The organism is Alcaligenes endophyticus (genome assembly GCF_026344035.1).
Lineage (GTDB): Bacteria > Pseudomonadota > Gammaproteobacteria > Burkholderiales > Burkholderiaceae_B > Alcaligenes > Alcaligenes endophyticus.
Genome location: NZ_JAPKND010000001.1, coordinates 295260 through 308740, shown reverse-complemented (window position 1 = coordinate 308740; position 13481 = coordinate 295260). Strand labels below are relative to the sequence as shown.

At 50.5% G+C, this 13481-nt stretch carries 9 protein-coding genes; 4 read left to right on the top strand and 5 right to left on the bottom strand.

Annotation, left to right across the window (positions count from 1 at the left end):
* Positions 1-250: 250 nt before the first annotated feature.
* The 3 genes from OSH01_RS01390 to OSH01_RS01380 form a co-directional block, all read right to left on the bottom strand.
* A complete protein-coding gene (locus OSH01_RS01390) occupies positions 251-1153 on the bottom strand; it encodes a DMT family transporter (protein ID WP_266122258.1) in 903 nt (300 codons plus the stop codon).
* Positions 1154-1216: 63 nt separating this feature from the next.
* The gene (locus tag OSH01_RS01385) at positions 1217-2119 is read right to left on the bottom strand and encodes a cation diffusion facilitator family transporter (protein WP_266122257.1); all 903 of its coding nucleotides are present in this window, start codon (positions 2117-2119) and stop codon (positions 1217-1219) included.
* 110 nt (positions 2120-2229) lie between these two features.
* The gene (locus OSH01_RS01380) at positions 2230-3072 is read right to left on the bottom strand and encodes a bifunctional allantoicase/(S)-ureidoglycine aminohydrolase (protein ID WP_266122256.1); all 843 of its coding nucleotides are present in this window, start codon (positions 3070-3072) and stop codon (positions 2230-2232) included.
* Positions 3073-3264: 192 nt separating this feature from the next.
* Here OSH01_RS01380 and OSH01_RS01375 point away from each other — a divergent pair, with 192 nt between their 5' ends.
* Entirely contained in the window at positions 3265-4140 is an 876-nt protein-coding gene (locus tag OSH01_RS01375; RefSeq protein WP_266122255.1) for a LysR family transcriptional regulator, read from the top strand.
* 97 nt (positions 4141-4237) lie between these two features.
* On the opposite strand, the gene metG is transcribed toward OSH01_RS01375, so the two are convergent.
* Together metG and OSH01_RS01365 are read right to left on the bottom strand one after the other, a co-directional pair.
* Positions 4238-6307 carry a methionine--tRNA ligase gene (gene metG, locus OSH01_RS01370; protein ID WP_266122254.1) on the bottom strand — a complete coding sequence of 690 codons (2070 nt, stop codon included), beginning with the start codon at positions 6305-6307 and terminating at the stop codon, positions 4238-4240.
* Between the two features lie 206 nt (positions 6308-6513).
* Positions 6514-6774 (bottom strand): hypothetical protein, encoded by a 261-nt coding sequence (locus tag OSH01_RS01365; protein WP_266122253.1) that lies wholly within the window; start codon positions 6772-6774, stop codon positions 6514-6516.
* Between the two features lie 102 nt (positions 6775-6876).
* Between OSH01_RS01365 and apbC the strand changes: the two genes are divergently transcribed.
* Genes apbC through OSH01_RS01350 form a run of 3 tightly spaced genes read left to right on the top strand, consistent with a single transcriptional unit; the run spans position 6877 to position 13400 of the window.
* Positions 6877-7962, top strand: coding sequence for an iron-sulfur cluster carrier protein ApbC (gene apbC, locus OSH01_RS01360; RefSeq protein ID WP_266122252.1), 1086 nt, complete (start codon positions 6877-6879; stop codon positions 7960-7962).
* A gap of 6 nt (positions 7963-7968) precedes the next feature.
* Positions 7969-9741 carry an autotransporter assembly complex protein TamA gene (locus OSH01_RS01355; RefSeq protein WP_266122251.1) on the top strand — a complete coding sequence of 591 codons (1773 nt, stop codon included), beginning with the start codon at positions 7969-7971 and terminating at the stop codon, positions 9739-9741.
* Positions 9741-13400 carry a translocation/assembly module TamB domain-containing protein gene (locus tag OSH01_RS01350; RefSeq protein ID WP_266122250.1) on the top strand — a complete coding sequence of 1220 codons (3660 nt, stop codon included), beginning with the start codon at positions 9741-9743 and terminating at the stop codon, positions 13398-13400. The genes OSH01_RS01355 and OSH01_RS01350 overlap by 1 nt, the downstream gene beginning before the upstream one ends.
* Positions 13401-13481 lie beyond the last annotated feature (81 nt).

Below are 13481 nucleotides of genomic sequence, written 5' to 3'. Positions count from 1 at the left end.
TCCTAAGAATAATTGACACATTAGTTGTGTACTTTTGAATGACTTGAATAGCCAGTTTTCTACGGTTCTTTGTAGGCAATATAGAACGAGAAGCTTGAACGCCATACGCGACTTTGGTTGTATGGCCGTAACAAGAGGGGCGAAGTCAATGCGCGTCAGAGCAAGAGAAAAGAAGAACAGGCGACCAAATGGAGCGCCTTGGGCGGTGAGAGCAGTAGGAGCTAAGGTAGAGACTGTATGCAGTCTTAATTCATGTGCTTAGCTTGTTGGGCCTTTGGATGATGAGTCCAACGCCCACCGTTGAGAGCAAAATTCCACCTACTGTCCAGAGAGTAATGGGTTCCGCAAAAAGTACCCAAGCCATGACGGCAGTCGTGGGTGGCACCAAGTAAAACAAGCTGGTAACAGAACTGGCTGCTCCGCGCAGGATGAGTAAATAAAGCAGTGAGCTGCCTCCTAGCGTCAAGCCTAAAACGGACCAAGTCAAGGCACCTATTAACTCTAGGTTCGGGCTATGTTCGGGAAGCAGCCATTGCATGGGCTCAGTCTCCACGTAGGCAAAGGGCAGTGTCACCAACAAGGCAGCCATAAGCTGGATCGCGTTGGCACTGCGCACATCTTTGTGGCTGACAAAGCGTTTTTGGTACAGCGTACCGATGGTAATGCCTAATAGTGCAAAGATAGCAACGCCTATATTTATACCTGTGACCTCACCTTGTCCTAACTTTGTCCCCACAACCAAAAGTAAACCAGTCAGTCCAAACCCCAAGCCTAGCCACTGACGAGCTTGTATGCTGCCCCCTGTGCCGGAGATCCACAGCGCTGTCAGAATGGGTTGCAAGCTGACTAACAGCGCTACCATGCCGGCTCCCATTCCAAGCTTGACGGCTGTCCACACGCCTCCTAAGTAAGCGGCTTGCAGCAAGATACCCGTCATTGCTAAGTGCAGCCATTGAGATTTCTGTTTGGGCCAGGATGCCGTGCTGAAATAAGCCCAGAGTAAAAAACAGAATACTGAAAGTGCATAGCGTAACGCTAAAAAACTCATGGGTGGGGCGTAGGGCATACCGTAGCGCGCCACAATGAATCCGGTGCTCCAGATCAACACAAAGATCAAGGGGGTGGCGCGTATCCAGAGCGTAGAGGTAGACATGGCAGAAACCAAGTAAGGTGTTAAAAGCTACAGCTAGGCTGTCAAGCTATCACAATAATGAATTCAACGGATTTCGGACACATCGACAGGATCAAAGTGCGTGGTGACATCTAAAACGGGTTCAGCCTGCATCACTCGTCGTTTCGCTTCGCTGGCAATAGCATGGCCTTCAGCGATGCTTAGGGTGGCATCCATTTCGATGTCCACCTCCACCCAAATCATGTCACCCAATTTTCGTGTGCGTAGATCATGTATGCCTTGCACTCCAGGGGTGTTGACCAACAAGGCATGGATACGAGCTTCAGTAGCAGTATCAATCGCCTTATCAGTGAGATCGTGAAATGCATTAATGGAAAACTTCCATCCCATGCGAGCCACCATTAGCCCGACTAAAGCAGCCGCCAAGGGATCAGCAAGGGGAAAACCGCATAAATTGGCCAGTACCCCTAGGCTCACAATCAGGGATGAGGCAGCATCGGAGCGCGCATGCCAGGCATTCGCCACTAGCATGGTTGACTGCACCCGTTTGGCTACCTTGAGCATGTAGCGAAATAGCAGCTCCTTGCTCAGCAAGGCAATACAAGCCACCACTAACGCCGCCGGATGTACTACAGCAATCTGATCGGGGTTCTGTAAGCTGCCTGCTGCATTCCACAGCATACCCAGCCCTACACCGATAAGAATGACGCCTATGGCTAAGGTTGCGGCCGTTTCGTAGCGTAAATGCCCATAGTGATGGTCATCATCTACCCCTTTGCTGCTGTGCTTATTCGCTACTAATACGATGAAATCAGAAATAAGGTCGGACAGCGAGTGGATAGCGTCCGCTACCAGCGCTTGAGACTTGGCTATAAAACCTACAGTCAATTGCAGGACAACCAGCAGTAAGTTGACGCCTACGCTGATCCATGTGGAGTGCTTGCCGGCTCGTGAGCGTTCTTGGTGATGAGTTTGATCTGCCTTCATGCGTTTTTGCCTATGCTTTCGAGGTGTAGCCCTATTGTAGGGACTAAAAAGCCAACAGCCCCATTCTTTACGATATGGGGCTGTTGTTTTAAGCGCAAGCAAAGTCGGACTTAGCGACGTGGATCAAAACCTATAGTTAGGTTAGCGTGACGATTTACATCTTTGTAGAGCAAGTAACGGAAGCGGCTTGGGCCGCCCGCGTAACAGGCCTGTGGGCAAAAAGCGCGTAACCACATGAAGTCTCCGGCCTCTACCTCTACCCAGTCTTGGTTTAGGCGGTATACCGCTTTACCTTCCAGCACGTATAAGCCGTGCTCCATGATATGCGTTTCCGCGAACGGAATGACGCCACCCGGTTCAAAATTGACAATGTTAACGTGCATGTCGTGGCGCATATCGGCCATATCAACAAAGCGCGTGGTGCTCCAACGGCCTTCGGTATCGGGCATTACTAAAGGTTTAACGTCTTTTTCATTAGTGACGAACGCCTCTGGGGCATCTAAACCTTCTACACGCTGATAGCGTTTGCGGATCCAGTGAAAGCTTGCTAGATCGTGGCTGCGGTTGTGTATAGACCACTTGGTGGAGGGAGGAATAAATGCGTAGCCTCCTTCTTGCAAGGTGTGCTGAGTACCGTTCAGGACCAGCTCTACTTCGCCTTTTACAACGAAGATAACTCCTTCGGCCTCGGGATCGTTTTCGGGATTGTCGCTGCCGCCATTCGCGCTGAGCTCCACAATGTACTGTGAGAAGGTTTCAGCAAAACCAGACAAAGGACGTGCCAATACCCACATGCGCATATTGGTCCAGCCCGGTAAATGGCTGGTCACGATATCCTGCAGTACGCCTTTAGGAAGGATAGCGTAGGCTTCCGTGAACATCGCACGGTCAGTCAATAGTTGTGTTTGTGGAGGATGGCCGCCAGGAGGGGCGTAATAGCTCACATTAGACATGCTTTTATCTCGATAAAATCACAGTACTCGGGTCGGCCGCAATCCTTATCTGTGTGCCAGCTTATGTAGACATGGCCTATGCCAAGGGGTAGCGGTTCTTGCCCACTACAATAACGATACTTTTATATATTTACAAATTAAATGTATTAATTTAAGGTATTTGTTTTATGAATAGATGCGGGAGTCTACACGATGCGCAAACTGTCGTTGGAGCTTGATCTGTTACAGGCGTTTCTGGCGGTTATCGATTGTGGTGGCTTTACCAGTGCAGCTCAGCGTTTACACTCCACTCAGTCTACCGTTAGTCAAAAAGTGCGACGTCTGGAGGATCGGGTAGGGCATAGGTTGATAGAACGTAATAGTCGTAGCGTGCTCTTAACGGAGGCAGGGCAAATAGTATTAGCGTATGCGCGTCAAATGATCAGTGTGCATGATCAGTTGCTTGAAGCTTTATCAGGCGCCTTGATAACAGTGATTGTTCGTCTCGGAGTGCCCGAGGATTTTGCAGGGGGGAAAACCACTCGTGCTTTGGCCACATTTGGCCACCGTTATCCCCAGGTAAAGCTAGAGGTCACCAGTGGTTTGAGTAGCGATTTGATTAGTGCCTACGACCAAGGCGATTTAGATTTAATCTTGATTAAGCAACGTCAATATAGTCGCGATGCGGTGGCTCGCTTACCCGAAAAGACGGCGTGGGTAGATAGTGCTAAACACCCTGCCTTTGATCAGGATCCTATCCCCTTAGTGACTTTTCCGCGGCGTGGCGTCTATCGTGAAGAAATTATTAGCGCGGTGGAATCGTTGGGGCGACGTTGGCGCATTAGTTTTACGAGTTCTAGTTTACGTGGCATACAAGGGGCGGTAGCGGATGGTATGGGAATCAGCTTGTTGCCTCGGCGAGCAGTCGGTGCGGAGCACATTGAATTAGGCGTAGAGCAGGGTTTGCCGGTGATCGATGCCTTTGAACTTGCGTTGTGTCATAGGCCTAACGCCGATCCTTTGGTGATTGCTTTATGCCAGATGCTAGTGCAAATGCTACGTTTGGAAACCGCTGAAGATAGTCTATAGCAACAGTGTTGCTCCACAGCCTATATAGGGTTTGAAGCGTTCTTTGTTTTTAATTGAAAATTGCCCACCTGTTAGGTGGGCAATGATAGGCGTTTGTTTAATTAATGCGCATACCTGGTTGCGCTCCTGGCCAAGGTTCCAAGATATATATACCGGAGTCTACCTTGTCATCAGCATGGCTAGCAGCCAATACCATGCCTTCGGAAACACCAAAGCGCATTTTTCGTGGTGCCAAATTAGCGACTAGTACCGTTAGTTTGCCCACTAACTCATCGGCTTGGTAAGCAGATTTAATACCAGAGAAAACCTGACGTAAGCGACCTTCGCCGACATCAAGGCTAAGACGTAAAAGTTTATCTGAGCCGTCTACCGCCTCGCATGCAACGATTTTGGCAATGCGTAAATCCACTTTTGCAAAGTCTTTAATATCAATAGTTTCTGCAATCGCTTCGCCGCCCGGCTGCACCACTGGGGCAGCAGGTGCCTCAAGCAAACTGTCCATCAGCTTGGGGTCTACCCGCTGTAGCAAGTGTTTGAAGGGCGCAATATGAGTCGGCAGTTCATGGATATCAGACCATATAAAGTCGCGTTCCATACCAAATAATTCTCGCGCTACCTTATTACCTAAGACAGGTAGTATGGGGTTAAGCATGACTGAAAGCGCTTTAAAGCCCGCTAACGTGCGCGAGCAAATGTCTTGTAAAGCAGCCTGTTGTTCGGGGCTTGCAGTACTAAAACCTTTTGCCATTACCCACGGCTGGGCCGAGTCAAAAGCTTGGTTGATGTGGTCGGCGTGCGCCATGATGGTGCGCACGGCGCGGCTATACTCACGATCTTCAAGGTCTTGACGCACTTTCGCGGCGGTCGTGGTAGCGAGCGACAATAGTTCATTGGTGTCGCTATGATAAGCCAGCGCTCCATCAAAATAACGGCTAATAAAGTTGGCTGCTCGGCTGGCGATATTGACGTACTTACCGATTAAGTCGCTATTAACGCGGGCGATGAAGTCATCGGGGTTGAAGTCCATGTCTTCGACATGGGAGTTCAGCTTAGCGGCGATATAGTAGCGCATCCATTCAGCGTCCATGCCAAGCTCTAGGTATTTCAAGGGAGAAATACCGGTGCCGCGGCTTTTGGACATTTTTTCGCCACTGACAGTAATAAATCCATGCACATTCAAGGCATCAGGCGTTTTACGGCCTGAGAATTTCAGCATGGCTGGCCAGAACAGTGCGTGGAAATACACAATGTCTTTACCGATAAAGTGCACTTGTTCGGTATCGCCAGCGGGGTCTAGCAAGGCATCAAAGTCTATTCCTTGTAGAGCACAGTATGACTTCAGAGAAGCTAAGTAGCCCACGGGCGCATCTAGCCAGACGTAAAAATATTTACCGGGTGCGTCGGGAATGGGAATGCCGAAGTAGGGCTCGTCACGCGAGATATCCCAATCATTCAGCGAAGCCTCAGCATCTTGGCCAGTACCTAGCCATTCGCGCGTCTTACTCAGTACCTCAGATTGTAAGCGCGGCTTGCCTTGGGCATTTTTACCGTTGGTCCACTCTTGTAGGAAGGCGACACAGCGCGGATCAGAGAGACGGAAGAAAAAGTGCTCGGAGCTTTTCAGAACCGGGGTGGCCTTGGTGAGCGTAGAGTACGGCGCGATCAGTTCAGTGGGAGCATACACGGCGCTACATACTTCGCAGGAGTCGCCATACTGATCAATAGCATGGCATTTGGGGCACTCGCCTTTAATGTAGCGGTCCGGCAAGAACATTTTCTTGACGGGATCGTAAAACTGCTCGATAGTGCGTGACTCAATAAAGCCAGCATCTTTAAGTTGCAGGTAGATTTCTTGCGCTAAGGCAATATTTTCGGGCGAATTGGTCCGGTGCCAGTGGTCAAACTTAATGTGAAAGCCCTGTAAGTACTTAGGGCGTTCGGCCGCAATGCGTGCCACCAGTTCCGAGGGGCTGATTTTCTCGCTTTCGGCCTTGAGCATGATGGGCGCACCATGAGCGTCATCGGCTCCCACAAAATGTACTGTGTGGCCCGACATTCGCATAGAGCGTACCCAGATATCGGCCTGGATGTATTCCATGATGTGACCGATGTGGAAGGAGCCATTGGCGTAAGGTAGCGCTGTCGTAACAAATATCGTGCGTGACATGAATATGGTAGGTAAGGGTTAAACAACTAAAAGAAAGATTTTAAGCGGTATTGGCAGTTTTTGCTGCGTTTCAGTGCATGGCGTAGCGTGAGGTACTAAAATTAAGTGCCCTCACCTAACCAAGGTGAAGTTCGTATCAATAGGAAACAGAGCGTAAAAATGCATTTTCATTCGCGCATAGGCAAACTGGTGAGCGTTAAGCTGGCTTAACGAATCTCCCGCATTTCTATGTCGGTGACATCATTTTTGCTGTAGCTAGGCCCTTTGGTCATGGGGGATACAGTAGGGCGACGACGTTGTTGCCAGTAGTTCTTCACTCCAAATGGACGCCCGCTAATACGGGCTACGATGTATAAAATTCCGATTGCGATAGCTGTGGAGACCATGAAAACAACGGCCATCAACATGCCAAAAATGGTCAGTAAAGCAAACAGGGCTGTGCGGATAATCTGGTTAAATGTATTCATAGGGTTAGTATGACACTATCAGTTGAAAAAAAATCCCTTTGTTCCGCATTTCTTGTGCATACAGGGTATTGTTTTATCTATTTATAACAAGGTTTCGGCCAGATGAATGTAAATATCGATCGAGTGCTGGCGTTGCTGTCTACAGTAACCGACCCACATACTTTTAAAAAACTGAGCCTTAGCGCGACGAGCTGTGAAGTTATAGAGCGCGATGGTCAGTTGGAAATTAGCCTAAAATTACCATATACCGCGTACGACATTAAAGGCGAGTTGCGCCAACGTATTGCCCAAGCGTTGCAGAGCGATGGCTTGACCTTAGGTCGTTTGCATTTGCAGCCGCATATCACCAGCCATGCTGTGCAAGAAGGGCAACGGCCTTTACCCAACGTGCGTAATATTATTGCCGTGGCGTCGGGTAAAGGGGGCGTAGGAAAAAGTACGACCTCGGTTAACCTAGCCCTAGCCTTACACATGCAAGGAGCGCGTGTCGGGCTGTTAGATGCAGATATTTATGGGCCTAGTGTGCCCATCATGCTGGGTTTAAGTGGCAAGCCAAAAGCGCTTGAAGGCAACATGATGGAGCCCTTAGTAGGGCACGGCTTACAGGCAAACTCAATCGGGTTCATCATCGAGGAAAATGCGCCTGCTATTTGGCGTGGCCCTATGGTGACGCAAGCGTTGACTCAACTGCTTACCCAGACGCTCTGGAACAATCTTGACTATTTGATTATTGACATGCCTCCCGGGACAGGTGATATTGCATTGACACTAGCACAAAAAGTGCCTGTGACTGCTGCCGTCATTGTCACGACCCCGCAGGACTTAGCGTTGGCAGATGCAAAGCGTGGCTTGGCCATGTTCCAGAAAGTGAATATTCCTGTGTTGGGGATTGTAGAGAATATGTCTGTGCATATTTGTAGTCAGTGTGGCCACGAAGAAGCTATCTTTGGACAGCACGGTGGTCGCGATATGGCTGCAGAATATAATGTGCCATGGTTAGGAGCGTTGCCCTTAGCAATGAGCATACGGAGTCAGACAGATTCTGGGAATCCTACTGTTATTGCTGCGCCTGATAGCGCAGAGGCTCGCCTGTATCAAGAAATTGCTACGCGAGTATCGGCCAATATATCCGTGCTGCCGCCAGATACTTCGGGGCAGCGTCCTAAAGTTGTACCACGTCCTTTATAAGCATCTATGTTGAAACGGGGTGTTTACCTGATCGTCAGCCTTAGCGCGGCAAGCATAGTGCATGCCGCGGGCCCTGAAGTGGTGATTGATCCTGGCGGTGTCTCGCCAGAAGCCTTGAAACAGATTCGCCAAGCTGTGCAAGCCATTACGCGCTTGGCAGACGATCAAGACTTAAGCGAGGTGACGCGATTGCGTCGACGTGCTTATGATGCAACCGTTTCAACTCTAGAAACTCAAGGGTATTTTGATGCCGTCGTCACGTTAGAAGTTGGCGAAGATATCGGGGGAGAAACCTGGGATATTATTATTGAGCCAGGCAAAGTCACTACGGTAAATAAGGTCGATATTGGCTTTGAAGGCCAAATTGCCAAACCCGAGTTCCAGGTGCGTGTAGAAGGCTTGAAGGCTGATTTCCCCTTGCGCTTGGGTGAACCTTTTCTGAATAAAGAATGGTCGGCCGCAAAAACGGACTTATTAGATAAGGTGCGGCGTAAGGATTTTTATTATGCCCGTTACTTAAGTACGCGTGCGGTAGTGCATGCTGATGAGTCCAAGGCGGATTTGTCTTTGCAGGTACGCAGTGGGCCGCGGGTTCGTATGGGCAGCCTCTATACCTCTGGCTTGAAGCGGGTCCCGCGTTCTCTGGTCGAGCGTTATGTCAGGTATCAGCCCGGCGAATCTTATGATCAGGACAAACTGGATGAATGGCAGCAGGCATTAGCGGCGACCACTTTTTTTCGTGGTGCTTTTGTCACGCTGGATGATAGCTCCAGCGATCAGCGGGTACGCAGTGACGGAGAAGTAGAGGTTCCTGTGTTGGTGCGTGTAACTGAAGCTCCTGCTCGACAGTTTACAGGCTCGTTGGGGGTGGACAGCGATCACGGGCCTCGTGTCGAGGCTTTGTTTCGTCAAAATATTGTATTTGGTCTTCCTGTCTGGACAGAAACCGGTATAGGCGTAGACCCTAAACGCCAGAAAGCTTTTTACGATGTGCACTTAGCGCCTACGCTGCAAAACTATCGTCATAGTTTTGGTGTGCTCTATGATCATGCCGATATCGAGGGACAAGACAACACGCGCGCTGCCTTAGGCTGGAAACTGCGTCATCATCGTTTTTCAGCAGATAATCCGCGGGTGGATTATGAGAACGAGTGGGGCGTGTTGGCGGCTTGGGATAAAACCAAGATTGAAGGGGCCGAGACCTATGAGATTCCCTCAGCAATTGTGAATTGGGGCTGGTTGCGGCGGGATGTGAACGATAAGTACGATCCGCGCGATGGTAACTTGGTTAATCTAGATCTGGCCGCGGGCTTTCCGTTAAACAAGGAAAAGCCCTTTTATCGTGCCAGCCTGCGCGCTCAGCAATGGTGGCCCATGGGTAAGTGGGATGTGCTTTCTTTACGAGGGGAGGTAGGACGTGTGTGGTCTAAGTCTACGTTAATACCTCCCGATTTTGGTTTTCGTACTGGGGGGGCACGCAGTATTCGCGGGTATAAATATCAAAGCATAGGTCTTGCACGTGGTCAGGCGACCATCGGTGCCCCTTATCTGGCGGTGGCAAGCATGGAGTACACCCATTATTTTACTGAAATGTTTGGTATGACGAGCTTTGTCGATGTGGGGGATGCTGCCGAAAGTTTTAGTGGAATGAAATTGGCGTGGGGATATGGCGTAGGCGCGGCGATACGTACCCCAGCGGGGCCTTTTAATATTGATCTGGCTTGGGCGCAGCGCGATAAAAAATTGCGTTTAAGCTTCTCCATGGGTATAGCGTTCTGATGCGTTTTTTCAAGGCTTGGCTGCGCCGTTTCCTCCTTTGGGGGATTCCGTTCATCGTTTTGCTGCTGCTCTTGATAGCGGGTTTTGTCTACTGGGTGGTAGCCAGTCAGCCCGGAACACGGTGGGCGTTGCAAACGGCGCTGCCTTATGCACAAGGCAGCGTACAAGGCGTACAAGGAACGATTTTGAAGGGGCTACAGCTAGAGCGATTGAGCTTGAGCCTTCCTGATACCCAGATCAATCTTGAAGGGGTGCGGCTACAGGTCGCTTGGCGTGAGCTGTTAGAGCGACGCCTCCACGTGCGAGAGTTATCGGCGCAACGCTTGGACGTGGCGCTGACCACGCCTGCCGAGCCCACAGTTGTCAGTGAAGAACCTTTTTCACTGCCTGAGCTGCCCGTTAGTATTGCTGTAGATAAAGTGGCCTTAGGGCAGTTTTCATTGCAGCAGGATGGGCAACGGCTACCGGTGCAGGTGGGTGATTTGTCGGCAGCGGTTTCTTTAGGCACTGCAGGTGGACAGTTGCGTTTGTATTCACTTGCAGCCGGCTACGAAAATATACGCGCAAGCCTTGAAGGTGATTTGGATTTGGCCAGCCTACAAGCGCCGTTCCCTGTCCAGACTCAGTTACGCTTGCAGGCGCATGCCACCGACGCTTCAGCCCCATTATGCGCCGACCATTATTTGCCTACTTTGCGTGCGCCCACTAAGCAAGCTGTTGTGGCCGCTGATTCGGCTCCGGCTAGTGCTGCCCTGACTGATGATGCCCAAGCGTTACAGTGCGCCTTACAGGCTACGTTGGATCTTACAGGCTCCCTAGAGGCAGCGAAGGTTAATCTTGACGCTCAGGGGCAAGGGATAACTCTGCATGCTAACGCCCAGCTAACTCCCCAAGCCTTGGCACCACTTCAAGAAGCAATGGTCAGTATCACGTTGCCCGACGAATCAGGCTTGGATGCTCAACTGCACTGGGACGTTGAGCAGCAAGAAGGCATGACGCATGACCATGTGCGCGCTCAGTTTGAAAGCCGTCATTTAAACATCGGTAAATTAGCAGGTAACTATATTGAGTTGCCTGAAGCCTTGCTTTTGGGGTCGGGGGAGTTGGACGCGCAGCTTATCAATCGAGAGCAGGTGCAGCAGTTCAGTGTCAACCTAGCGATACAAAAAGGTAGCCGTTGGAATCAGCAAGATTTACAAGGGCAAGTACAGCTACAGGCAAGCAGTCAAGCCGAGCCAGGGCAAGCTGATTGGTGGCAAAGTTTCCAGTTGGCTGATAGTGTCATTGATCTACGCTTAGGTAAAAACCAACTTAAGTTGGATGGTGGTTTTGGGCAGGTGGACAGCCGTTTGTCCGTGTTGGCACAGGTGCCCGAAGCCAGTGCTTTTTGGCCCGGCTTAGAGCTTGGTAAGCTATCTGCTCAGGCGACAGTGCAGGGCAATATTGCACAGCATACTCTTAAACTGCTTGCTGACTATGACCTAGGCGGTGCAGCCGGAGAGCAAGTGGGGCAAGGTCCTGTGCACGCCCAATTGCAGACGCAGGGACGGTGGTCCTTTGCGCAGCATGATAAAGCGGCTTCCTGGCAAGGCAGCGTGACAGTATTGGACATTAAACATGCCGGTTTCGGTGCTCGTTTGGAGTCTGCCTTACCTATTGTTTTTAAAGACGATTCGCCTGCTCCGTTAAGATCAGCGCCAGATCAGTCAGTGGCCCAACCTCAAACAAGCCCTGCCGTGGAGCCATGGTCGGTACAGGTAGGGGCGGCTAAAGTTGTTACGTTTATGGCCGATAAGCCTTGGGTGACGGTGCAGCACGAGCGTAGCCGTTACCAAAATGGTCAGTGGCAGACGCGTGGGGGCATCAACGAAATGGTGCTTTCTGAAGCTAGGTTGACTGCACTAGAAAAGCGTTTAGGCTTGCAGCAGGAGACTGAAGAAAAAAAGGGAGGCATTAAAGTGCGCTCCGCCGAGCAAAGCAAACCCGTGGAAATTGATTTGCAGGCAAACTGGGATTTGGCTTTTGCTGGTGCGTTAAAAGGTAGCGTTGATATTGCCCGTGTTAGCGGCGATATCATGATTCCTGCAGATCCTCCGTTCCCGCTGGGCTTAGACCAGTTAGGTGTGCGTTTACTCGCTATTCCTACCCAAGGTGGGCGTAGTCGCCTAGAGGCGCAAGTCAATGTCAGTACGAAAGAAATGGGCTACATCGCCGCCAAGGCTGAGACGTTGATCCATGCAACGCCCACAGGCGGCTTAGCATTGCGTGATCAAGATCCCAAGCTTATCGAGATCAATGCGCACATTGATGACTTAGGATGGACGAGCTTGTTTTTGGGCGATGCGATGGAGTTGGGTGGGCAGCTGGACGCCAACTTACGTATCGATGTTGGGGCTGACTGGAAGTGGACCAGTACGGGCAGCATGAATGGGCAGAATCTGCGCTTTACCATGCTGGACGAAGGCGTGCGTCTTTTAAATGGCACGCTGCAGGCCAGTTTTGACAACGACATCTTCAAACTCGACCGTTTGTACTTCCCTGCAGTACTTCGTGTTGAGCCCCAGGAGTGGCGTACAGCGACTTGGGTTAACGAAAACCCCGATGCTAAAGACGGTGGACTGACGGTTACCGGACAATGGGATTTAAGTAATCAGCGCGGTCAGTTCGAAACCGACATTTATCGATTTCCTATTTTGCAACGGGCCGATCGTTACGCCATGATCTCTGGCAAATTGACGATGAATCTGAATTTGCCCGAGGTGATGATACGCGGCAAAATTACGGCGGATGCGGGTTGGTTTAATCTAGACATGCTAGGCGGTATTCCCACTTTAGACAGCGATGTTATTGTAGTACGAGGCGATTACAAAGAGCCCGACCAGCAGCCCCCCAGCGTCGTTGACTTAGGTATGGAAATTGAAGTGGATTTAGGGCCACGCTTTTACTTGACCGGTTATGGGGTGAACTCTGGTTTGGTGGGTAGTTTAAAAATCTCCATGATAGGTGGCCAATTAACGGCGATCGGGGTATTACGCACCCGCGGTGGCCGTATCGAGCTTTACGGGCAGAAGTTGCTGCTGAGACGCGGGATGATCACTTTCCAAGGGGATATCACCTCGCCTATTTTGGACATCGAGGCATTACGTACGGGCTTGCCTGTACAGGCCGGAGTCAAGGTGGCCGGCACAGCCAGGCGTCCTCGTATTGACTTGGTTTCTTACCCCGAGGTGGATGAGTCAGAAAAGTTAAGCTGGCTTATTTTAGGACATGGCTCAGATAGCGGAGGGGGCGATATTGGCCTACTCTTTAGTGTGGGTACCTCTTTCTTGGGCGATGCAGGCAGCGAGCCCTTCTACCGTCGATTTGGTATCGATGAGATGACGATGAGTTCAGGCGACTTAGGCAGTGTGGGTAGTATTTTGCCAGTTGAAACTGTAGCGCCTAGCTTAGAGGAAAGCACCAGTGACGTAGAACGGCGATTTGTGACTATTTCCAAGGCGTTGTCCAGCAATATCACCTTGAGCCTGCAGCAGGCCCTGTCGGATACGGGTACGGTAGGTCGGGTCAGCTATCGTTTGGCTCGGGGCCTGACGGCCGACCTAAGTGTGGGTACAGTAAATGGACTAGCCTTGATTTATCGGTGGTTCTCTGCTGATTAATATGAGGACACTGTCGTATTTGTGCCCTGTTAATAACTTTTTATTGTGTAAACGATAAAATACGCGCTTATCGAATAAAGG

What these genes read in the sequence shown, in the direction of transcription:
- OSH01_RS01390 (WP_266122258.1), bottom strand. Translation starts at nt 1,153, where the DNA reads ATGTCTACCTCTACGCTCTGGATACGCGCCACCCCCTTGATCTTTGTG.
- OSH01_RS01385 (WP_266122257.1), bottom strand. Translation starts at nt 2,119, where the DNA reads ATGAAGGCAGATCAAACTCATCACCAAGAACGCTCACGAGCCGGCAAG.
- OSH01_RS01380 (WP_266122256.1), bottom strand. Translation starts at nt 3,072, where the DNA reads ATGTCTAATGTGAGCTATTACGCCCCTCCTGGCGGCCATCCTCCACAA.
- OSH01_RS01375 (WP_266122255.1), top strand. Translation starts at nt 3,265, where the DNA reads ATGCGCAAACTGTCGTTGGAGCTTGATCTGTTACAGGCGTTTCTGGCG.
- metG (WP_266122254.1), bottom strand. Translation starts at nt 6,307, where the DNA reads ATGTCACGCACGATATTTGTTACGACAGCGCTACCTTACGCCAATGGC.
- OSH01_RS01365 (WP_266122253.1), bottom strand. Translation starts at nt 6,774, where the DNA reads ATGAATACATTTAACCAGATTATCCGCACAGCCCTGTTTGCTTTACTG.
- apbC (WP_266122252.1), top strand. Translation starts at nt 6,877, where the DNA reads ATGAATGTAAATATCGATCGAGTGCTGGCGTTGCTGTCTACAGTAACC.
- OSH01_RS01355 (WP_266122251.1), top strand. Translation starts at nt 7,969, where the DNA reads ATGTTGAAACGGGGTGTTTACCTGATCGTCAGCCTTAGCGCGGCAAGC.
- OSH01_RS01350 (WP_266122250.1), top strand. Translation starts at nt 9,741, where the DNA reads ATGCGTTTTTTCAAGGCTTGGCTGCGCCGTTTCCTCCTTTGGGGGATT.